Below are 22,252 nucleotides of genomic sequence, written 5' to 3' on the forward strand. Positions count from 1 at the left end.
GGCTATAAACTGTTTGCTTGGTCTCATTCCCAGAGAGATAATCTTCGATAATCAACTTTTTCTCATGATCTGTGAAATACAGCTTGTTGTTACGCCACTGTCCTAAAATGGCTATACTTTCTTGATTCATTTTTACACTTTTTTGTGTAAACCTATTTTAGGACAAGTCATTCCGAACCTCATGGATGGGGATGGAAACCTTTAATCAGGGGTAAAGAAGTGGAATTGATGATTTTTTATAGAATGATATACGCTCTTTGAGCTTTTTGTTACGTCTTCTTTTTTAAAATATTCTGGCAAGCAGAGAGGAGGATTATGCTTAAAGTTTACAACACCTGAAAAGTTCATCTGATGATTTATAAAGAAAAAATAGATATATTAGTGATTAGAAATAAATCTTACGAATATCAGACATATACCTACCAAAGATGTTGTATTTGTCTGATGAAGTAAGACATATAAACAAGTTGGCAGTAATTTTATGAAAATATTACTTAAATTGAAAAATTAAATATAATCTAGTAATAAAAATCATCAAATAAATTCGTTAAACTATGAGAAAACTACTGTACATTATTGCTCTTACATTACCAACGCTTTTTTTCGCTCAAGAATCTGAAAAAGAAAATAAGTGTGATTTACCAGCAAATTACCAAGAACCAAAACCTGATAAAAAAATACAAGGATGGTTAAAACGTGGAGACGCTACAATTGAAGATTTACGAAAACACATTGCAATAGATAATGATATCGAAATATCTGATGTTGTGTTTTTAAGAATTTCAGAACAGAAAGGTAATGGGATTTATTCCGCTTGTGCTAAAGGAAAAGAAATCAAATATAAAAGAATGGGAACGGTTTTCATGAGAAATAGTGAAAATCCTTTCGATGTTGCTAAATAAAAATTTGATTGTATAAAAAAACTACTGCCAACACGGTATTTGCAAAAAAAGCCCCGAAATCACTTTGTGCATAGGGGCTTTCTTCGCAAATACCCAACCGTTAGCTGTAATCATAAAAAATGACCGTAGAAGAAATAAACCAAATAGTTGCTTCCATAGAAAACATATCTGAAGATGATGAAAATGCCTATGAGAAAATAATTTTTCAATTATTAAAAATCAAAAGATTTCCAGTTCTAATCTATGAGTTTCCACAAGGTCATTTCTTTTTTAGAAGTAGAACTCACGGTGAAGAAGAATTTTTTACATCTTTAAATGATATTTCAATAACACCAAGTAATTTCATACATTCTTTTGGAAGATGCAACCGTCCACACCAATCAAAATTTTATGTGTCTGAAAATAGACCAACATCATTTATGGAACTTGTCGAATATTGGTCTGAAAACAAAAAAGTGGGAGACAAAATAAATGTTACTATCGGTCGGTGGCAATTACTTAAGCCTCTCAATTGTATTATAATAACTACTCCCGATGTGGAAAAGAGAGTTTCAGTTTATGATATTGAAAATGGAAAAATTTTAGATGCGTTTATAGAGAATTCAGATGAAAAAATTAGAGAGGCTACAAAACACTTGTATAGATACTTTTTCGAAAAATTCAGGAAACCATCGAAAAATGATTTGAAGAATTATTTAATAACATCTGCCATTACAAACGTCTGTTTAACCATTTCTAATAATCAAGCAGACTGTATTCAATATCCTAGCGTACCATTTGATGGAGAAGGCGATAATTTTGCTATTAATAAAGATTTTATTACAGACGAAAATATAAAACTAGTTGGAGCATTAAATAATGAATTAACTATTGTATCAGAAAATGAAAATGGAACTTTTAACTTTGAAGAAACAAATAATATCTCAACAGAAGATATTGACTACAAAAATCGTAGAATTATATGGTAGCAATGACTACAGCTAATAACTAAGCTTTCGTTTTGTCTGAAAGACAAGAAATGAAAGCCTGTTGAACGGAACCTCTGGTGGCTTTTCCTCCCCAGTTGGTAACCTTATGGAGTTATCGTTTCTAGAATTTAGGATAGTAGAGCAGTTTTTTAGAAGGACTGCTTTTTTTTGGAACTGAGATGAAGTTTTTTGAAGTATTCACAGGCTTTTTTTTACATTCAGAATACAAAATCCCTTACCCACAAAATTTATTTTGCAGACGAGGCATTGAAAACGGCAAGAAAATCCTCAGGCGGTCCTCGTTGTCCGAAAAGTGCGATGGTGATTAAGTTTCCTTCCTTACAACACCGACATTTTTTAAGCAAAGTTTTCGGTTTTACTTCTGTAATCTGGATTTTTAAATCTGATTGTAAATCCTGTAGTTTTCCACGTTTCCAGGAGCTGCTCAAAATTCCGTAATGCCTTATTCTCACAAATCTTCGAGGCAAAATATGAAGACTAAATCTGCGTATAAATTCAGTATTCGATAAAGTCATTTCCTTTTTCTGACCTTCTTTGCGATAATCTTTGTACCCAAAACGAACTTCTTTATCCGTAACTTCTTTGATGCGGTGATTGCTGATCGCGACTTTGTGAGTGTATCTTCCTAAATATTCAATAACAGATTTCGGTCCACCAAAAGGTCTTTTGCCATAAACGACCCATTTTTTGGAGAAGAGTTGATCTATTAAATCCTGGTCTTTAATTCCGGAAGCCCTTAATGAAGCCACAAACTTTGCCCGAAAAACCACACTCATCGCTTTTACACAGAAAAGGTATTTGTTAGATTTTATCTTCGCCCGCCATTTTCCTTGTTTATTAATGCCGCCGCCTGGAACAATGCAGTGTAAATGTGGATGAAGACTCAAATTCTGTCCCCAGGTGTGCAAAATCGCAATCATTCCCAGTTGGATTCCCTTATTTTTACCAAACTTATTTAAAGTCGCCCAAGCTGCTTCAAATAAGGTTTTGTACAACAATGCCGATTGAGAGATCGCCAAAACATTCAGTTCTTCGGGTAAAGTAAAAACCACATGATAATAACTGCAGGGTAATAATTCCTGCTCTCGTTTCTGAATCCATTCTTCTCTTTTATGACCTTGACATTGTGGACAATGCCGATTACGACAGGAGTTGTAACTGATGGAAAGATTTCCGCAACCATCACACGCATCAATATGACCACCCAATGCAGAAGTTCTGCAATACGATAAAGCGCGAAGGGTTTTCTCTTGATGAACCGTAAAGTTCTGAGCCGATAAATTGATTTTGCGAATAACTTCAGCAACGCTTCCGCCTGATTTATTCCGCTTTTCCATCCTGCTTTCTGCTACATAATTCAAAAACGGTATCTAAAGGACTGTGCGGTTTTTGGTCAGATAATTGGCAAACATGAAGATATTCCATGGTCGATTCAATTCTTTCGTGACCCAAAAGTTTTTGAACCATAATGATGGAAACTCCATCTTCCAATAAATGAGTGGCAAAGCTGTGTCGCAAAGTGTGGGTATGAACAATTTTGGTAATTCCTGCTTTTTTGCTCACCGTTTTGATGACCCATTGAACGCCTCTTTGGCTGTATCTGGAATCGAAATCTTATTTTCTGGAGCCAAAATGTCGATCTCTTCAATATTTCTATTTTGATTTCCATTGAATAAATATTGATCTGGATTTTCCACTGAAATAAAGGTTTTCAGTCCTCGAATTAAATGCTCGGATAAAGGAACATAACGGTATTTTTGACCTTTACCCTGAACAACATGCAGCATTTGTCGGTCAAAATCAAGGTGATGAAGTTCGATATTTCTAACTTCCATACATCGAAGTCCACACCCGTAAATCAGACCGATGAGCAGTTTGTGTTTCAGTAATTGGGCAGTTTGAAGCATGCGCCAAACTTCCTGACGACTTAAAATAGTCGGCAGTTTTTTGACTTTTGGAATGGCTGGAAGATGTAGAAAATCGTAGGGTAAACCTTCCGTTTTCAATAAAAACCGAAGTCCAAAAACCGTGTGTTTAAAGTAAGTTTGGGAAGGTGTTTTTGATCGCTGTTGAAGTTCGAAGAGATAATCTTTGACTTGCTCGGGATCCAGTTCGGTGGGTAAAGTTTTAAAATGCAGCGCAATTGCTGCTACATGCCTGGAATAATTATCAAAGGTTCTGGGACTTTTTCCTTGGATTGAAATATTTCTTTCGAAACGTTGTATCAGTTCCGAAAAACCTTTAACTTCGCTTGAAGCGCGATTCAAAATTTTGTTCGTTCTTAAATCCTCCGGAGATTTTTTTTTGTAGCCATTTTAGAGATTTTTTTTTGTTGAATAAAAACAAAGTTAATAAAACAGCCTCAGGAAAAGCTACCGGAGGTTTAGTTCAACACGGTATTTCTATTAGCGGGGCGGAAGTTCCTATCATCAAGATTTTTGCTAATTGTTCATTTTGTTATATTTACAAAGACTATTTATTAAAAGTCCCCGCCAACAGAAATACCCAACCGTTATCGGCAACCTCAAAAGACAATTTTCAAATGAAAAACATAATTAAAATTAAAAAGGTAAAACTTATTTTTTTGAGTTTCTTATTAATCGCTTTACTTGTAATTGGTTTTAAAATTTTTGGAACAAATTCGGATGTGGTTAAAGGAGTAAATTCGGAAAAAATAAAAATCATAAAACTTGGTATGAAATCCGAAAAAGTTATTTTAATTTTGGGGAAACCTTTCAAAAGTGAAAAGGAGATATTAGGCGAAGGTTTTATATACAGCTATACAAATCCGGTTAAATATTCAATAATTTATCCAATGTTATGGATACATTTTGATAAAAAACTAAAAGTTAGAGAGGTTTATGCAAAGAGATATATTTTGTTTGGTGCTGATGATGAATGTATTTATCTTCTAAATTCTAATAATAATTATGTTGAGCAGAAAAAATTCATGTTTTGTTTTAGATAGAGGCAATCTCTAACAAGATATTTCTATTAGCGGGGTGAAAGTTTATATCATAAAGATTTTCGTTAATTTTTCAATTTGTTATATTTACAAAGACTTGTTATTAAAAGTCCCCGCCAACAGAAATACCCAACCGTTCGCGGTAATTTTAAAAAAAATGAGAAGAATTTGATAACCTAGCGCAACTAATGAAGAAAATATTTATAGTTTACATTTCAGTTTGCCTTCTTTCATTGACTAATATAATTCTAAATATAAAGTTTAATGTAACTTTTGAAGGCTTTTGGAGTGACAGAATTTTATTTTGGATATGGCTTGGTTTTACACTTGTAATTATCATTTTATTTTGGAAAAAAAAAATAGCAAAAGTATACTTTGGAATACTCATTTTTGCTATCATATTGAGCATGATACCAATGGGAATTGCTTTTTGGGGAATGTATCTTTCGGTTACAGGAGAAGGGCTTCTATTTGAAAAGGAAATAACACCCAAATATCGTGTCCAAGTTGCAACTTACAGCATAATGACAAAATATTCACCTATACAAATAATAGAAAATCACGGTATATTTGAAAAAGAAATCATTGCAGATAATTCAGACCTAAAAATTAACGACAGTTTAAGTATTTCAAACTGGGATATTAAAAATGTATGGTATATTTCAGAAAATGATAAAGAAATTATTTTAAAAATTACAGATGGAGAGAATACTATAATAAAAAATTTCGAAAAAAAAGGAAAAAAATAACGCTAAGAACAGTTACAAGAGATGGGAAAAAGTTTTGATAAATACCTATTTATCTTTAGGAAAATATTTTTTTTTAGCAGAAAAGACCTTGGTTAAAAAGTTCCCAGCCTAGGAAATTCAACATCAGTTAGCGCTAATACGAAAAAATTCACAATTCAAATAAAAAAAAGACAAAATTGAAAATAGCCAAATTAATCCTCGTAATTTTTATGTTTTCTTTATCAAGTTGTCATTCAACTAAACAATTGATTCGTAAAAACAATTTTAAAATTGCTGTTTTTGATAAGGAAAAATTGAATGGTACTTACAGTAATGGTTTGAAAGATAGCTTGCCAAAAAATTTGTGGACAACATTAAAATCAAGTTATAGCGATATACCAACTACAACAAATAAAGAAAATTATAACGTTAAACTAACTTTATTGGACAATGAGAATATCAACATAAAATTATGGAATGAAACAGATGAATATGTTATTGAAGAATTTAATTTGAAAGGAAAAATTAAAGATAATTTTTTTTCAATCAATAGAAAACAAGCTTTATATCCATTTTTTCCCATATTTTATTTTAATGATGAAACGAAAACAATTATTGGGAATGATTGGAATGGAAATTTAATTTTGGTTAGTGGCAAAATAAACGAAGCGATGATTTTATTTATTTCAGGTGGCAATAGAAGTGTAAATAACGAACAATTCAAAAGGATAAAAAATTAAGGATAACAAGTCAATTCTCAACTTAACCCCCTCGCTGCGCAAAGTCTCCGACTTTGAGCTAAATAATCCTAGTTAGTAAAGAACTCTTTCGGTACAGTTATAAAAATTAACCTTGGCAAGGTTCAGAACCTTGACAAGGTTTTTCAAAAGAAGAAGAATCAATTTTTTAAAACTTCACGTTCATCGTCATTTCTTTGCCATCACGTAAAATCGTAACCGGAAGTTCATCGCCTGAATTTATTTTCGCCAGACAATCCATATAACTGTAAACTTCTTTCACCACACATTTCCCAATCCTTAATAAAATATCTGCAGACTGAATTCCAGCATTTGAAGCGGGGCGGTTTTCGGTAACACCATCGATGTGAAGTCCGTCTTTCGTATCGGCATAACTTGGCATAATTCCGAGAGTTACTTTGTATTTCGGAACGGCTTTGCTCGCAGAAATTTTGGTTTTCGTAAAAGGAATATTTTGTTCCGAAGCTAAACCATTGGCAAGATTGAAAACATAACTTGTAATGTTTTTCAAACCGGTGAAATTAATTTTGTCGGTGTCATCGGTTGGTTTGTGGTAATCGCTGTGCGTGCCGGTAAACAGGAATAAAACAGGAATATTTTTCAGATAAAAACTCGTGTGATCAGAAGGTCCAACTCCAGAACTGTCAACTGCTAAATTAAATCCGGCAGGTTTATATTTCTTAATGATTTCCCCGAAAACAGGAGAGGTTCCGACGCCACCAACGGTTAAATCTTTGTTTTTATTTAATCTTCCAACCATATCCAGATTGATCATTGCAACCACGCTTGGATATTTTGATTTGATGCTTTCAGCAAAAACTTTCGAACCCATCAAACCATCTTCTTCGCCGGAAAAAAGGGCGAAAACATAATTGGCATTTTCTTTTGCTTTATTTTGAGAAAATATTCGCGCCAGTTCTAAAACGGCAGAAACTCCGGAAGCATTATCATCTGCGCCGTTGTGAATTTGACCTTCTGAATTCATGAGCGTAGAATTGTGGTGTTCATTCAAACCCAAATGATCATAATGGGCGCCAATAACAATAGTTTTAGCCGCTTTGTTATCCAAGTAACCAATTACGTTTCTGGTATTGACTTTCACCGAAGATTGGTCTTCGTGTGGATTTAGCTTTACATCATAAGAAAAAGTCTGGGTATAATTTTTTCCATCTAAAGGTTTCAACTTTAAATTTTGAAATTCTTTTGAAATATATTCTGAAGCTTTATCTTCGCCTTCACTTCCCGCAAGTCTTCCTTTCAATTCATCGGACGCTAAATAAGAAACGGTATTCAAAAGATTTTTTTCTGAAACTAGTTCAGCAGGATCGCTCTCCACCCAGTCTGCCATAAAAACATTCGTTTCATGGGGCGTTTCACCGTGTCTGTTACTGGAGAAAACAAATTTCTTCCCATCCGGAGAAAACATTGGGAAAGCGTTGAATTCACTTTCGTAGGTAATTTGATGAAGGTTCTTTCCATCAAGATCAATTGAATAAATTTGGAAATCATATCCTTTAGTTGAATGATGATTGGAGGAAAATACAATTGATTTATCGGAAGGATGAAAATAAGGAGACCAGTTTGCTTTTCCTAAATGCGTGATCTGTTTTAAATCGGATCCGTCGATATTCATGGTGTAAATTTCCATTTCAGTTGGCGCAACCAGATTTTCTGCGAGTAAGTCTTTATAATCTTTTATGCCTTCAGGTGTTTTCGGGCGGGAAGAACGGAAAACTAATTTTTTAGAATCGTGAGAGAAAAAAGCGCCACCATCATAACCCAATCCAAAAGTGAGTTGTTTTAAATTTTTTCCGTCGATATCCATTCGCCACAATTCCAGATCACCACTTCTTGAAGACGTGAAAACAATATATTTTCCATCGGGAGAAACTACAGCTTCTGCATCATATCCTGGAGAATCGGTTAACTTTTTGGTAATCTTGCCGTTTAGATCGGCGATATAAATATCAAACTCTGCGTAAACCGGCCAAAGATATTTTCCATCCGTCCGAGGTTTTGGTTTTGCCGGACATTCTTTATTAGACTCAAAAGTGGAGGCGTAGAGAATATGTTTTCCATCGGGCATAAAAAACGAACAGGTTGTTCTGCCTTCGCCGTTTGAAATACGCTGCAAATCTTTGGTGCCAATATTTTTTTTGGTAAGATCTAAAAGATAAATCTGATCGCAATGCGCACCAATCAAAGGATTTGTAACCTGCATGGTAAGTTTCTTGCTGTCGGGCGAAAAATAAGCTTCTGCATTATCGCCACCAAAAGTTAATTTCTGAATATTTTTCAGGTTGACTTCCTGTGAAAAAAAAAAAGATGAAACGCTGAGAAATGCTATTTTTAAAAGAGATCTTGAGACAATCATTTGAATTTATATTTTAGTTTACTCAAATATAGGTAAATAAAAAATCGCAGAAAAATCTGCGATTTGTACTTTTAAAAGGGATAACCGAAAGCAAAATTAAGTACAGGTTGCAATGGTTTCCAGTTTTTAATGACCCATCGGTCACCTGAAGGTTGGTTGGGATCATAAACTTTATATGCTGCATCTAAACGCAAAGTGATATACGCAACATTTATCCTTAAACCAAGTCCGGTCCCAACTCCCATTTGGGATAAAAATTTCTTGAATTTGAAATCATCACCAAATCCATTGTCTTTTAAACTCCAGATATTTCCGGCATCAACGAAAGCAGCTCCTTCAAACATTTTGGTAAAAGGCAATCTGTATTCAATATTCGTGGTGAGTTTGATATTATCCATAATGTAAGAACGAACTTTTTCATCGAGTTGAGAATCAGCTGGTCCTAAACCGCCGAAAACCCGCCAAGCTCTGATATCATTGGAACCTCCATTAAAATAAGATCTTACAAAAGGCATTGAACTCGAATTACCATACGGAATTCCGACCCCGATAAACTGTCTCAAAGCCAAAGTATGTTTGCCATTGAATAAGCTGAAATATTTTCTGACATCAATATCGAATTTTACAAACTGGGAATAAGGAATGTTAAAAATACTTCTGGTCTTACCGGAAACGACCCCATCAATTTTTTCTTTGCTGTTGAAAAGACTGAAGATATTTCCGGCAGTTTCTACTTTCGCATTTAAATAGAAAGGATTTGGTCGGTCTTTTTTCCCGATTTCATTATAAATAAAATTATAGATCATGGAAGAAATTAGAACATCTTGCGTTTGTCGGTCTTTGTTGATCAAGGATTGTAAAAAAGTATTGTAGAGCGTTAACTGATCTCCTGAAAGTGAATTTTGATAGTTACCATCGCTTACAATCAACGCGGATAAATCATCTGAACTGATCTTGTTGTCGATAAAATCCTGGTATAAAGTAGGAGAGTAGCTCTGAAATAATTCATTTCTGACATCCCGATCGGCTGGAAAAAAATCGTAATATTTATCTTTATTTCTAGTAAGACTCAGCTGACTATTAAACAAAGAAAGCCGGTGCGTCACGACATCATTTACATTGGCAAAATAGTTTAAACTTCCATTAAAGTTGATCCTTCCCAAACCGATATTATCCTGAACCGAAGTTCCTAAAATAATGGAAGAATTGGGTGAATATTTTTTTGGAATCAGTTTCCAGGTTTTAAAAGGCAACAAAAGCCGTGGAAAATTGAGGGAAACCTGGGCGGAAATTTCGTACGCCAAATCTCTTTTACTCGGATCTTTCGTACTGGTAACAGAACCAAAAGTACCGGAAAGACTTGTGGTTAAATTTTCGGCACCTCCAAAAACATTCCGACTTGTAAGATCTACAGAAGGTGAAATCCCGAAATTTAAAATCTGAGAATAATTAATATCGGTAGAAACTTTGAAATCATACTTTGATAAAGGGGCGAGATAATAACTGATGTCTAAAATACTATCATTTTCTTTCCGCAGATTTTCATCATATTTAATGATGCTGAAATTATTCATTGCTGCAATATTCCGTTTCGTAAGATCTAGATTTTTTTGGTCATAAATTTCTCCTTTCTTCAGAATGACGGGTCTCCAAAGCGACCTGATCTTATACTGATCATCGAGTTTGTAAAAATTAATTCCCAAAAGCGAATCTTTCACGGTGTTTGCGGTATCTGCCAGTTTCCCGAGAAGATGAACTTTGATATCACCAATAGTGGTCTGTTTGAAAGGCGAATCCACAGAATCCTTATGAATATCCATCGTGAGGGGAACATTTTTTCTGCTTTGAAGCGTATCTGCAGTAAAATAAATATCTTCGTTGGAACTATTGAATTTGTAGTAGCCACGATTTTTCATAACTTCATTGATCCTTTGAACCTCTTTCTCTAAAACGCTTTGATCTAAAATGTTTTTGCCTTTGATCAAACTTTTATTCAGATCCTCTTCATAAATTCCTTTAATCGCAGGATCTGGAATGTTGTAATAATAATCGCTAATTTTTGTAGCGTCTTTGTGAGTGATCAAATAATTTGACTGTGCTTTTTTTGCGGCAGAATCCAAATCGTTGCTGAATTTTACATCGGTGTCCCAATATCCACGGTAAACTAAAAATTTTCTGATAGAATTGGCGCTCGTTTCCGTCTTTCCCTGATCCAAAATGACAGGAGGTTGACCAATATTGTGCATGAATCGTTCGAAAAATAAACTTTTGCCGGTGTATTCTGGATGTTTATATTTAATAAAAAGAGAATCCCTAAGTTTCTGATCTCTCATATCCGACGGATAAGTCATGTACTCATTCAAAATAGAATCATATTTCGGACTCGTGGAATTATAAAACCAAAGGCCAACCGGGAAAAGATACAGTGCTTTTTTATTTGGTTTTTGACTTACATAATTAGGAATCTCATCGTCGTATACTTTGCCGTCTTGAAATTTAAAAGTATTTTTTGTCAAAAGATATTCACCTTGAGGTACTTTTTTTGTCGTACTACAAGCATATAGAAAGAGTACAGTCATTGCAGATGAAAAAAATAAGTAATACTTTTGAAAATATTTAGAAAAATGCTTACGGCTCATAAAATAAAAATTTTACAGTCTTTAGACCAAAAGAAGTTCAGACAAAAATACAATTTGTTTTTGGTTGAAGGTAACAAAACGGTCAAAGAAATACCATTTTCGGAGTATAAGATCAAAGAAATATTTTCTGTGAATCCCGATTCTTTATCGGTTGAAACATCTTTGATCACTGAAATCTTACCTTCCGAATTAAAAAAAATAAGTTTTTTGCAACATCCAAAAGATTCTGTCGCAGTGTGTGAATTAAAGGAGGAAAGAATTTTGGAAAACGATTCCGTTCAAATAATTTTAGATGGAATTCAGGATCCGGGAAATCTTGGTACAATCATTAGACTCGCAGATTGGTTTGGTATTTCGCAGATCATTTGCAGTGAAGATACCGTTGATTTTTATAATCCCAAAGTTATTCAGGCAAGTATGGGATCATTTCTGCGTGTGAATTTGGTCTATCAAAATTTGGAAAGCTATCTTAGTAATTGCGATTCTGCAATTATTGGGACTGATATGGATGGAGAAAGTTTTTATGATTATAGTTTCCCGAAAAAATTTAATTTAGTTATGGGCAATGAAGGAAACGGAATTCGACCCGAAATCGAAAAATTATTAACCGACAAGATTACTATTCCCAGATTTGGAAAATCACAAGCCACCGAAAGTTTAAATGTTTCTATGGCAACGGGAATTATTTTGGGACAGATCTTTAACAAAAAATAAAAACCGTCTCGTTTGACAGCGAGACGGTTTGGTTTATATCAGTTGTTCCATACTGGAAGTTGTTCTGCTTTTTTGGTAATTTTCTAGTTTTTGACGTATAAATCTCAATATGATCGGCGCTAAATAAATTAAAGCTAAACCGATGGCTTTCTTTTTCCAGTTCGTATTGCGCAGGTTCTTTTTGGCAAAATTCCCGACAAAAGTTACGGCGGCAATTTTCAAGGTGTTTTCGATAACATTTAGTCCGGCACCGCTTTTCGCAAATCCAAGAACGGAATGTCTGCTTAGTAAGGAGTCCTTCACAGTGTTTGAAACTTCTTTAAAAATTTCCTGTGTTTTTAAGGCAACTTTTGTTTCACCATCCGGTTGAATCTCCGACTTCAGATATTTGTCGGTAAAACCATGCGTGAGTGCACTCAAACTTTCTTTTGTGTTTTCAAAAGTAAGCAACTCTTCCATCCCCGAAATATCTTTTTTTAGTAAAGCCTTTTTTCTTCGAAGTTCTTCCAGGCTTTCGTATTTGTTTCCCATAATATTAATCGTCTAAAGATTCAAGAATTTTATTAGCCACTTTGTTCTTAATCGTTTTTCTGTTCATTAAAACAACAATTAAAATCAAAAGAAAACAGCCCGCTACGATGAGCAGTCCATAACCATAGTTATGTAGGTATGTTCCAATGAGGAAACCAATCCCAAAAAGGAGGAGAAGCACAAAAAAGAGTAATGAAAACAAACCCAAAATAATGTAAATTGCTGTTCCCAAAATGGTTACCACTTTCTCGGTGGCTTCTAACTTGAGTAAATCTGCTCTTTTATAGGCATATTCTTTAATAAGATCCAACATGCTTTAATTTTTTATAAAGTTACAAAAAAAAGGAACTTATGATTAAGTTCCTTTTTATTAAGAGAATAAAACGGAAATTAATTTAAGATTTCAATCCGTCTAATTCGTTTTCAACGTCTTTCACTACTTCAGTAGTTTTTGCGATCGCCTGATCTTTGTATTTGTCATAACCGTCTTTCACAGAAGTTACTACTTTGTCAGCAGTTTCCTTGAACTGAGAAGAAATGTTACCATACTGATCTTTCACTTTGTTAGAAACATCTTGATATTGCTCTTTTGCTTTCTCAGAAACTTTTCCGTACTGATCAACTGCCTGATCTTTCAAGTCGCTCGCTTTAGTTTTGATTTTTTTTCTTGTTTCAGTTCCTTCTTCCGGCGCGTAAAGCATTCCTAATACTACACCTGCTGCAGCACCTGCAAGCAAACCAGCTAATACTCCTGCTACATTGTTATTACCTTTTTTTGACATCTTAGTTAATTTTTAATAGTTAATAAATATAATTGATGATTTCAATCTCTTATAAAGTTACAATTAATATACCATTGTTGCCATTCGATTTCTTAAAATATGTTAAATGTCATGAAGGTGTGAGATTATAAGAGCAATTGTTTCTTTCTTAGACAAATGCGTATTGTCAATTAAGATGGCGTCATCTGCCTTTCGAAGTGGTGCAACTTCTCGCTCGCTGTCTGTTTTGTCACGACTGGTCAAATTGTGCATTACTGACATTTCGTCCGTTTCAATTCCTAAAGATTGCAACTCCACGAATCTTCTTCTGGTTCGCTCTTCCACACTTGCGGTAAGAAAAAATTTGTAATCTGCATTTGGCAGCACTACGGTTCCTATGTCGCGACCGTCTAATATAACACCGCCTTTTTTTGCAATTTCCCGTTGCGTTTCTAAAAGAAAATCTCGTACTTCTTTTTGACAGGCAATCAAGCTTACGTTCGCTGCGACTTCATTGCTTCTGATTTGCTGAGAGATGTCTTTTCCATTAAGAAACATCACAAGTTCTTTATCAATAGGTTTAAATTCTAGCTGGATTTCATTCAACCTGCTAAATAATTCCGGTAAATTAATTTCACCGTCTCTATTCAAACAATTTTGAAGGGCGAAATAAGTAATTCCCCTGTAAAGGGCACCAGTGTCCATGTGAACAAGACCAAGTTCTTGCGCGATTATTTTGGAAATCGAACTTTTTCCAGTGGATGAATAGCCGTCGATAGCGATTACGGGTTTTCTCATAGCGCTAATTTCCTGATTTTTTTTGGAGAGGGCAAATTAATTGATGTTCTGTGGAAAGAATTATCTTCTATTTCCACTCACTTCAATTAAATCTAAAGTCAATCCGAACATATTAACGTTCGAAGAATTGTGATACCGAATATGGGCATAATCAAAACGGAAAGAAGAAATTTTAATTCCAAATCCCGCAGAAAGTCCAGCAAAACTTCGTTGATCTAAAACCGCAAGTTCATTACCACGCTTTACATTATAACCAAATCTGATATTAAAATTCTGCTCTGGAAAAAGTTCTGCTCCAAGCGAAAAATGATCCGCAACTTTTCTTCCAAAGTTTACTTCCTGACCATTATTATTAAAATCCTGAGAAATATTTAATTTTTGCAAATCATGTGCAGTGATCGTTAATGCCACTGGAAAATCATCTAAAATTTTGGTATAACCCAAATCGACCCGAAATGCGACATCTTCTCGAACTCCATTAAAAGGTTTGAACTGATACCCAAAATTACGGAATACCAATGCCAAAGTTTCTTTAGATTGTGTGTTATGATAGGTGACTCCTGCAGTTCCGACGACTGCCATTGAGGTGTAATTATCAATTCTTGAGGTAACGAAATTTGTTCCGCCTGCAATCGTCCAGTTTTCATCAAATTGATACGCATAACCAACTCCGACAGAAGCGTCCATCGCACCAAATTCACCATCGATTGTTGCACTTTCGTCTGTTCTCGGCATTCTTCCATAATCCATATATCTCGCATTAAAGGAAACTAGATGCGCTTCACCCAAGTTTTTTACAAAAGTGATGGTTCCATATTTGGAGTCGGCGAGATAAGAGGCAAAATTTAAAGCGATCATTTGATCCTGGTCCAGATTCATTAATCCCGGATTCACACCTGCAAAACTTACGTCGTAATCTCTAACGGAAACTGCGTCACCACCTAAAGCAGCCTGTCTTGCCGACACGGGAATATTTAGAAATGGGTAAACGTTTGTCCCTTCCTGGGCAAACAAAATCACAGATAAAAATAGAAAAGAAAGGAAGGTAGATTTTTTCAAATTGGTGTTTATTAGGGCAAAAATAATTCTTTTATATAATTTTTGAAAATATTTCTCTGTAAATATAAATCTATTAACGAAATTATTTGGGTTTCCTTATATTTGCAGAGCAAAAAAAGTAATAAAGTAAAAAATGAAATACAAAAGAATTCTTCTTAAACTAAGCGGTGAAGCTTTGATGGGAAACCGATCTTACGGAATTGACAATGACCGTTTGAAGGAATATGCTGCCGAAATACGCAAACTGGTAGATATTCATTGCGAAGTTGCCATTGTCATCGGTGGTGGAAATATTTTCCGCGGATTAGCAGGCGCTGCAAAAGGAATGGATAGAGTTCAGGGTGATTATATGGGAATGTTGGCAACCGTGATCAACGGAATGGCTCTACAGGGCGCTTTGGAAGATGCAGGAATTCATACAAGACTTCAGTCTGCAATCGAAATGGATAAAGTGGCAGAACCATTTATCAAAAGAAAAGCAACAAGACATTTAGAAAAAGGAAGAGTGGTAATTTTTGGTGCAGGAACAGGAAATCCTTATTTTACGACCGATACCGCTGCAACTTTAAGAGCCATCGAAATTGGTGCAGATGTAATATTAAAAGGAACCAGAGTGGATGGAATTTATGATTCAGATCCAGAAAAAAATGCAGATGCAGTAAAATATAATTCTTTAACTTTCGAAGAAGTTTTCGAAAAAGGTTTGAAAGTGATGGACATGACCGCATTTACTTTGAGCCACGAAAATAAATTGCCTATTATTGTCTTTGATATGAATAAAGAAGGGAATCTTTTGAAAATCGTACAGGGAGAAAATATTGGAACTTTAGTCAACATATCTTAGTAAAAAAAGCAGATAAAAAGGAAATACCTTAAACTAGAAACAAAAAATTTATGGGAGATTTAGAAATGATCACAGAGATGGTTAAGCAGGAAATGGATGCTGCTATCAAACATTTGGACCATGCTTTTCAGAAAATCAGAGCCGGTCGTGCTTCTACGACGATGGTTCAGGACGTGATGGTAGAATATTACGGCGCGCCAACTCCGTTGAGTCAGGTTGCAAACGTAATGATTCCAGATGCGATGACGATTTCTATTCAACCGTGGGATAAAACTGCGATTGGAGCGATTGAAAAAGCAATTGTCAATTCAAATTTAGGATTTGCTCCGATGAACAACGGAGAAAATATTACGTTGAATGTTCCACCATTAACGGAGGAAAGACGTATTCAGTTAGCGAAAAATGCAAAAGGCGAGTCAGATGCCACTAAAATTACCATCCGAAATGCAAGACAGGAAGGAATGAAAGATCTGAGAAAATTAGATGGTGTTTCTGAAGATCTAGTTAAGGACGAAGAATCTAAAATTCAGGTTTTGACTGATAAATTCGTGAAAATTTGCGATGATCATTTGAAAACGAAAGAAGCAGAAATTATGAAAGTTTAATTTCATATTTAAACTATAAAAAAGCCGTTTCAAAAAAAATTGAAACGGCTTTAATTTTGTGAACTTTTTACCATCATCATTTTAAAATGGTAAAAAATTTTTGTGCCTTTTGTGGTTAAAAGCTACTGATCAGCAAATATTATTTTGTCACAGCTTACCTTTCTCTGCAAAACTGAAAATACTTCCTAATTTTATTTTAGAATAACTGTTTGATTTTATTTTAGAAGAATTGATCATCGCTTTAGCTAAAATTGCTGTTGGTAAAGGTTTTTGATCTTTAAACATTCCCAGTTTATTAGCGAATTTAATTATTTTCCCGCCCAGAACTTCGCCCGTTCTTTCGGTGTCTTTTCGTTCGAGCATTCCGGGTTGAAATATGGTAATTTTATTGAAGTGGAGATCTTTTACGCTTTTCTCCAGATCACCTTTCATTTTGGAATAGAAAATTTTCGATTTCGGATCAGCGCCATAGGAGGAAACTAAAATATAATCTTCGACGTTGTTTTCTTTCGCAGTTTTCGCAAAATTATACTGATACTCATAATCTACTTTTCGCTGCGCTTCTTTACTTCCGGCATTTTTTAAAGTGGTTCCGAGACACGAAAAAGCGACATCACCTTTTACCAGATCTTTCCATTCGTCAGGTTTTTCAAAATCGACGATATGTGTTTTCAATTTCGGATTTTCTATACTTAAAGGTTTTCTCACGAAAACATCAACTTCTTTATAATGTGAATCATTTAGTAATTGATTGACCAGATCTTTTCCCGTTGCGCCAGTTGCGCCGATAACAAGTGCTTTCATAAGTTTTAATGAGCAATGAGTAATTAATAATGAGCAATAACTTTTACTGTATAAAATTACTAAATTTGTCTGAGAGTGAAACGATTACTTATTACCCATTTCTAATTACTCATATATTATGGACGCCAACGAAATTCTCGATTACTGTCTTGCGAAAAATGGAGTAGAAGAAACTTTTCCTTTTAATCCAGATACTTTGGTTTTAAAAGTTGGTGGTAAAATGTTTTTACTAATGCCTTTGGAAAAACAACCTTTGAGCATTGCGGTAAAAACCGATCCGGAATGGAGCGCTGAACTTCGCGAGAAGCATTTTCAAATCGAAGGCGCTTATCACATGAATAAAACGCATTGGAATTCGGTTCTGTGTGAAGGTTTGAAAAAAGATTTAATTTTTAAAATGATCGATCAATCCTATGATTTGATCGTGGCGTCTTTACCTAAAAAAATAAGGGAACAATTTTTAAATTCTTAAAAAGGGAATGTCAAAAATTAGATTTCTTCTTTAAAAAATAATATCATTAAAAATCTGCAGGATCAGCGAGAAAAAAACTTGAATTTTTACCATTAAGAAATTAAGATTTAATGATGATCATTTATTAAGAAAAATCTAAAGATTTTTTCATTTAGACTCATTAATCTTTCCTTTTGAAATATATCCAGTTTTGTGCACTCTATAAAGAATCCTATTCAGTAAAACTTTTGTGTCTTTTGTGGTCTAGAAAACTTTAAAAGTTAAAATTTTCAGTTCGAATTTTATCTTCATCCAACCTCTCAATCAGTTTTTCCAGATTTTCAAACTTGATTTCGTCGTGCAAAAATTCACGAAAGTTGACAGAAATCTCTTCGTCATAAATATCTTCATCAAAATATAAAATATAGACCTCCACAGAAAGTTCATTTCCCAAAACCGTAGGATTCGTACCAATACTCAGCATTCCTTTCAAATTTTGATCTTTTACAAAGACATCGACAATATATGCTCCTTTTTTAGGCAGAAGTTTCATGGAATTAACGGCAATATTCGCAGTCGGATAACCAATAGTTCTGCCGATTTTTTTACCATGCACAACCTTTCCTGAAACTGAATAAACGTACCCCAACATTTCGTTGGCTTCTTTTACATTTCCGGAAACCAAAGCATTTCTTATTTGCGTAGAACTAATGTGTTTTTCCTGAAAATCAACGGCTTCAACTTGTTGTACTTCAAAACCAAATTCCGGCGCCATTTTTTCTAATAATGCAAAGTCACCGCTTTTATCTTTTCCAAAGGTATGGTCGTGACCAATGATCAAATATTTCACATTTAATTTCTTAACTAAAATCTGTTTTACGAATTCTTCACCACTTAGGTTGCGAAAATCGGGATCAAATTCTTTCAGAAATAAATGCTTTACGTTATGTTTTGCAATAAAATAGGTTTTTTCTTCAATGGTATTCAGTAATTTCAAATCATCATCCGGACTAAAAATAGTTCTCGGGTGTGGCCAAAAAGTGAGTAACGCAGATTCAAGATTACTTTTTCGCGAAATGCTATTAAGCTGATTTACAATGAATTGATGACCGATATGAACGCCATCAAACATTCCGATGGAAAGAGCCAAAGGAGTTTTTTGGTGGTAATCTTGAAGATTTTTGATGATTTTCAAAAGAGGAAATTTTGATCGTGCAAATATGATAAAAATCTTCTTTTGAACCAATTGCAGATTAGGGAACTTTCATTATATTTGCAAACACGTAAAAATTTAGCAATGGCAAACCAAATTAAAGGAAAAATTTCTCAAATTATCGGTCCTGTAATCGATGTACATTTTGCAGATGCTGCAGAACTTCCAAGCATTTATGATGCATTGGAAATTACAAAAACCGACGGTAACAAAGTAATTCTCGAAGTAGAACAACATATTGGTGAAGATTCTGTAAGATGTATCGCAATGGATGCAACAGATGGTCTTCAAAGAGGTCAGGAAGTAATTTCTCAAGGAAGACAAATTACAATGCCAATCGGCGACGAAGTTTATGGTCGTTTGTTTAATGTAGTTGGTGACGCGATTGACGGAATTCAACAAGTTTCTAAAGAAAATGGTTTACCAATTCACAGAGAAGCGCCTAAATTTGATCAATTATCTACTTCTGCTGAAGTTCTTTTTACTGGTATTAAAGTAATCGATTTGGTAGAGCCTTATTCTAAAGGTGGTAAAATTGGTTTGTTCGGTGGTGCAGGCGTTGGTAAAACAGTACTGATCCAGGAATTAATTAATAATATTGCAAAAGGACACGGTGGACTTTCAGTTTTTGCCGGTGTTGGTGAAAGAACGAGAGAAGGAAATGACCTTTTGCGAGAGATGCTTGAATCAGGCATTATTAAATATGGTGATGAATTCATGCACTCTATGGAAAATGGAGGATGGGATTTATCAAAAATTGATCTGGAACAAATGAAAGACTCTAAATGTACTTTCGTTTTCGGTCAAATGAATGAGCCACCTGGAGCAAGAGCAAGAGTTGCTTTGTCTGGTTTAACGATCGCTGAATATTTTAGAGATGGTGACGGACAAGGACAGGGAAGAGACGTTTTGTTCTTCGTTGATAACATTTTCCGTTTTACACAGGCAGGTTCAGAAGTATCTGCACTTTTAGGAAGAATGCCATCTGCAGTAGGTTACCAACCTACTTTGGCTTCAGAAATGGGTGCGATGCAAGAACGTATTACTTCAACTAAAAATGGTTCAATTACTTCAGTTCAGGCGATTTACGTTCCTGCGGATGATTTAACGGATCCAGCTCCAGCAACTACTTTTGCTCACTTAGATGCAACTACGGTTTTGGATAGAAAAATTGCTTCATTAGGAATTTATCCTGCGGTTGATCCTTTGGCTTCAACTTCAAGAATTTTGACTCCTGAGATCTTAGGAGCTGAACATTACGACTGTGCGCAAAGGGTAAAAGAAATTCTACAGAAATATAAAGCATTACAGGATATCATCGCGATTCTTGGGATGGAAGAACTTTCTGAAGAAGATAAATCAGCGGTTTACCGTGCTAGAAAAGTACAGCGTTTCCTTTCTCAACCTTTCCACGTTGCAGAACAGTTTACAGGATTGAAAGGAGTATTGGTTGATATTAAAGATACTATCAAAGGATTTAATATGATCATCGATGGTGAATTAGATCACTTACCAGAAGCAGCTTTCAACTTGAAAGGTACAATTGAAGAAGCGATCGAAGCTGGACAAAAAATGTTAGCGGAAAACGCATAAATTTAGATTAAAGACGAATAGACCATAGACTAAAAGACTTTTTAAAAGTGTAATCTATTATCTATCCATCTATCATCTCTTATCTTAAAATAAAATGAATATAAAGATATTAACCCCGGAATTTGTAGTTTTTGAAGGCGAAGTGAGTTCTGTTTTACTTCCCGGAAAAAACGGTGATTTTCATATCATGAAAGATCACGCTGCAATTGTAGCTTCATTAATCGGTGGAAAAGTTAGAATTTTTACCAATCAAATTGATGAGAGCTCTGCAATGCATTTCACCAGAGAAAATGAAAAGGAAAGTGTATTTTCTTTCGTGGTGAAAAGTGGTGTCATCGAATTCAACAATAACAAAGGAATTATTCTCGCAGAATAAACACTTTGAAAATCATCTAAAATCCCGTCTTCGTTTTGAAGGCGGGATTTTTTTTATAGAATTACCATTAAAATATCTTTGCAGTATTGATGATATTGTGTTTTATTTAACATACAAATCTCATTTTAAAACTTTTGATTTCCTTAAATTTGATAGTAATTCTTTTATTCTTGAACGGTTAAATCGTCGGGAGTTCAATAAAACATTAATTTTCAAAACAATCAAATCAATTTAGAATGGAAATTTCTTTAAAAAACCAAGTTGCTATTATTACAGGCTCCTCCAGCGGAATCGGAGCCGGAATTGCAAAATCAATGTCAGAATCTGGTGCAACGGTCGTTATTAATTATCCTTATGAAGGTGCATTAGATCAGGCAAAAGCAGTTTTAAAAGAAATTACCGACGAGGGCGGAAAAGGAATTGTTTATCAATGCGATGTTTCCAAAGAAGACCAAGTCATCAATATGTTTCAGGACGTTGTTTCCCAATTGGGAACCGTAGATATTCTAGTCAATAATGCCGGAATTCAAAAAGATTCTCCGTTCACCGAAATGACGATCGATCAATGGAATGCAGTTATTGGCGTCAACTTAACGGGACAATTTCTTTGTGCAAGAGAAGCGATAAAAGAATTTCTGCGCCGTGGAATTGATTCTTCCAAATCTGTAGCGTGTGGAAAAATCATTAATATTTCTTCCGTTCATGAAATTATTCCGTGGTCAAAACACGCGAATTATGCTTCCAGTAAAGGTGCAATTCGAATGCTAATGCAAACTTTAGCTCAGGAATATGGTGCCGAAAAAATTCGCGTAAATTCAATTTGTCCCGGTGCAATACAAACGCCCATCAATAAAAGCGCGTGGGACACGCCGGAAGCATTGAATTCTTTGTTGACTTTAATTCCATACAACAGAATTGGGCAACCTGAAGATATCGGAAATCTTGCCGTATTTTTAGCAAGCGATTTTTCAGATTATATTACAGGAGCGAGTATTTTTATCGACGGCGGAATGACGACTTTTGAAAGTTTTTCAACTGGAGGATAATTTTTTTTGGGCGCCAATTTCCGCCTTCCACTCCCGCTTTTTTGCTCCTCGTACCTCGTCACAAAAAGAGCTCCGTTCAAGTCGGGGCGCAGTTTCTAGCCA

24 protein-coding genes are annotated in these 22,252 nt (G+C 34.8%); 12 read left to right on the forward strand and 12 right to left on the reverse strand.

Annotated elements, in window-relative coordinates; genetic code table 11:
* The first annotated feature begins 554 nt into the window (after positions 1–554).
* Both OA86_RS00005 and OA86_RS00010 read left to right on the forward strand, forming a co-directional pair.
* Entirely contained in the window at positions 555–902 is a 348-nt protein-coding gene (locus tag OA86_RS00005) for a hypothetical protein (RefSeq protein WP_052257309.1), read from the forward strand.
* Between the two features lie 119 nt (positions 903–1,021).
* Positions 1,022–1,870, forward strand: coding sequence for an RES domain-containing protein (locus tag OA86_RS00010; protein WP_039346985.1), 849 nt, complete (start codon positions 1,022–1,024; stop codon positions 1,868–1,870).
* A gap of 248 nt (positions 1,871–2,118) precedes the next feature.
* Here the strand turns inward: OA86_RS00010 and OA86_RS00015 are convergent, their stop codons facing one another.
* The 3 genes from OA86_RS00015 to OA86_RS00020 are packed head-to-tail and all read right to left on the reverse strand — an operon-like array spanning position 2,119 to position 4,158.
* Positions 2,119–3,228, reverse strand: a complete 1,110-nt coding sequence (locus OA86_RS00015; protein WP_039346995.1) for an IS91 family transposase — start codon at positions 3,226–3,228, stop codon at positions 2,119–2,121.
* A complete protein-coding gene (locus tag OA86_RS15910) occupies positions 3,212–3,454 on the reverse strand; it encodes a tyrosine-type recombinase/integrase (RefSeq protein ID WP_260241443.1) in 243 nt (80 codons plus the stop codon). The genes OA86_RS00015 and OA86_RS15910 overlap by 17 nt, the downstream gene beginning before the upstream one ends.
* Entirely contained in the window at positions 3,451–4,158 is a 708-nt protein-coding gene (locus tag OA86_RS00020) for a tyrosine-type recombinase/integrase (RefSeq protein ID WP_260241445.1), read from the reverse strand. Before OA86_RS00020 ends, OA86_RS15910 begins: the two co-directional genes overlap by 4 nt.
* A gap of 65 nt (positions 4,159–4,223) precedes the next feature.
* Here OA86_RS00020 and OA86_RS00025 point away from each other — a divergent pair, with 65 nt between their 5' ends.
* The 3 genes from OA86_RS00025 (at position 4,224) to OA86_RS00035 (ending at position 6,324) form a co-directional block, all read left to right on the forward strand.
* The gene (locus OA86_RS00025; RefSeq protein WP_126340432.1) at positions 4,224–4,859 is read left to right on the forward strand and encodes a hypothetical protein; all 636 of its coding nucleotides are present in this window, start codon (positions 4,224–4,226) and stop codon (positions 4,857–4,859) included.
* 185 nt (positions 4,860–5,044) lie between these two features.
* On the forward strand, positions 5,045–5,605 hold the full coding sequence (locus tag OA86_RS00030; protein WP_039347000.1) for a hypothetical protein: 561 nt from the start codon (positions 5,045–5,047) through the stop codon (positions 5,603–5,605).
* Positions 5,606–5,781: 176 nt separating this feature from the next.
* Positions 5,782–6,324, forward strand: a complete 543-nt coding sequence (locus OA86_RS00035; RefSeq protein ID WP_126340431.1) for a hypothetical protein — start codon at positions 5,782–5,784, stop codon at positions 6,322–6,324.
* 166 nt (positions 6,325–6,490) lie between these two features.
* Here OA86_RS00035 and OA86_RS00040 read toward each other — a convergent pair whose 3' ends face one another.
* A complete protein-coding gene (locus tag OA86_RS00040) occupies positions 6,491–8,716 on the reverse strand; it encodes a M20/M25/M40 family metallo-hydrolase (RefSeq protein ID WP_039347007.1) in 2,226 nt (741 codons plus the stop codon).
* A gap of 71 nt (positions 8,717–8,787) precedes the next feature.
* The gene (gene tamL / locus OA86_RS00045) at positions 8,788–11,355 is read right to left on the reverse strand and encodes a translocation and assembly module lipoprotein TamL (protein WP_039347010.1); all 2,568 of its coding nucleotides are present in this window, start codon (positions 11,353–11,355) and stop codon (positions 8,788–8,790) included.
* On the opposite strand from tamL, the gene OA86_RS00050 reads away from it, so the two are divergent.
* Positions 11,341–12,069 carry an RNA methyltransferase gene (locus OA86_RS00050; protein WP_039347012.1) on the forward strand — a complete coding sequence of 243 codons (729 nt, stop codon included), beginning with the start codon at positions 11,341–11,343 and terminating at the stop codon, positions 12,067–12,069. The two genes, tamL and OA86_RS00050, sit on opposite strands and share 15 nt — an antisense overlap.
* 33 nt (positions 12,070–12,102) lie before the next feature.
* Here the strand turns inward: OA86_RS00050 and OA86_RS00055 are convergent, their stop codons facing one another.
* The 5 genes from OA86_RS00055 to porQ all read right to left on the reverse strand — a co-directional run bounded on the left by OA86_RS00055 (position 12,103) and on the right by porQ (position 15,218).
* The gene (locus tag OA86_RS00055; protein WP_039347014.1) at positions 12,103–12,600 is read right to left on the reverse strand and encodes a hypothetical protein; all 498 of its coding nucleotides are present in this window, start codon (positions 12,598–12,600) and stop codon (positions 12,103–12,105) included.
* Between the two features lie 4 nt (positions 12,601–12,604).
* Positions 12,605–12,913 carry a phage holin family protein gene (locus OA86_RS00060; RefSeq protein WP_039347016.1) on the reverse strand — a complete coding sequence of 103 codons (309 nt, stop codon included), beginning with the start codon at positions 12,911–12,913 and terminating at the stop codon, positions 12,605–12,607.
* 82 nt (positions 12,914–12,995) lie between these two features.
* Positions 12,996–13,382 (reverse strand): YtxH domain-containing protein, encoded by a 387-nt coding sequence (locus tag OA86_RS00065; protein ID WP_039347018.1) that lies wholly within the window; start codon positions 13,380–13,382, stop codon positions 12,996–12,998.
* A 102-nt stretch (positions 13,383–13,484) separates the two neighbouring features.
* Complete coding sequence (cmk, locus tag OA86_RS00070; protein WP_039347020.1) at positions 13,485–14,159, reverse strand: (d)CMP kinase; 675 nt, start codon at positions 14,157–14,159, stop codon at positions 13,485–13,487.
* 60 nt (positions 14,160–14,219) lie between these two features.
* Positions 14,220–15,218: a type IX secretion system protein PorQ gene (porQ, locus tag OA86_RS00075; protein ID WP_039347022.1), complete on the reverse strand. Its 999-nt coding sequence runs from the start codon at positions 15,216–15,218 to the stop codon at positions 14,220–14,222.
* A 133-nt stretch (positions 15,219–15,351) separates the two neighbouring features.
* On the opposite strand from porQ, the gene pyrH reads away from it, so the two are divergent.
* Together pyrH and frr are read left to right on the forward strand one after the other, a co-directional pair.
* The gene (pyrH, locus tag OA86_RS00080) at positions 15,352–16,062 is read left to right on the forward strand and encodes a UMP kinase (protein ID WP_039347025.1); all 711 of its coding nucleotides are present in this window, start codon (positions 15,352–15,354) and stop codon (positions 16,060–16,062) included.
* A 50-nt stretch (positions 16,063–16,112) separates the two neighbouring features.
* Positions 16,113–16,667, forward strand: coding sequence for a ribosome recycling factor (gene frr / locus OA86_RS00085; protein WP_039347028.1), 555 nt, complete (start codon positions 16,113–16,115; stop codon positions 16,665–16,667).
* A gap of 147 nt (positions 16,668–16,814) precedes the next feature.
* Here the strand turns inward: frr and OA86_RS00090 are convergent, their stop codons facing one another.
* Positions 16,815–17,471, reverse strand: coding sequence for an NAD(P)H-binding protein (locus OA86_RS00090; protein WP_039347031.1), 657 nt, complete (start codon positions 17,469–17,471; stop codon positions 16,815–16,817).
* Positions 17,472–17,589: 118 nt separating this feature from the next.
* Here OA86_RS00090 and OA86_RS00095 point away from each other — a divergent pair, with 118 nt between their 5' ends.
* Positions 17,590–17,943 carry an MmcQ/YjbR family DNA-binding protein gene (locus OA86_RS00095; RefSeq protein ID WP_039347034.1) on the forward strand — a complete coding sequence of 118 codons (354 nt, stop codon included), beginning with the start codon at positions 17,590–17,592 and terminating at the stop codon, positions 17,941–17,943.
* A 253-nt stretch (positions 17,944–18,196) separates the two neighbouring features.
* Here OA86_RS00095 and OA86_RS00100 read toward each other — a convergent pair whose 3' ends face one another.
* On the reverse strand, positions 18,197–19,117 hold the full coding sequence (locus tag OA86_RS00100; RefSeq protein WP_039348243.1) for a bifunctional riboflavin kinase/FAD synthetase: 921 nt from the start codon (positions 19,115–19,117) through the stop codon (positions 18,197–18,199).
* A 102-nt stretch (positions 19,118–19,219) separates the two neighbouring features.
* Here OA86_RS00100 and atpD point away from each other — a divergent pair, with 102 nt between their 5' ends.
* The 3 genes from atpD to OA86_RS00115 all read left to right on the forward strand — a co-directional run bounded on the left by atpD (position 19,220) and on the right by OA86_RS00115 (position 22,150).
* Positions 19,220–20,728, forward strand: a complete 1,509-nt coding sequence (gene atpD / locus OA86_RS00105; protein ID WP_039347037.1) for a F0F1 ATP synthase subunit beta — start codon at positions 19,220–19,222, stop codon at positions 20,726–20,728.
* 94 nt (positions 20,729–20,822) lie between these two features.
* A complete protein-coding gene (locus OA86_RS00110; RefSeq protein ID WP_039347040.1) occupies positions 20,823–21,104 on the forward strand; it encodes a FoF1 ATP synthase subunit delta/epsilon in 282 nt (93 codons plus the stop codon).
* Positions 21,105–21,340: 236 nt separating this feature from the next.
* Positions 21,341–22,150 (forward strand): glucose 1-dehydrogenase, encoded by an 810-nt coding sequence (locus OA86_RS00115; protein WP_039347043.1) that lies wholly within the window; start codon positions 21,341–21,343, stop codon positions 22,148–22,150.
* The last annotated feature ends 102 nt before the right edge of the window (positions 22,151–22,252 follow it).

This window comes from Kaistella jeonii, from assembly GCF_000812865.1.
Lineage (GTDB): Bacteria > Bacteroidota > Bacteroidia > Flavobacteriales > Weeksellaceae > Kaistella > Kaistella jeonii.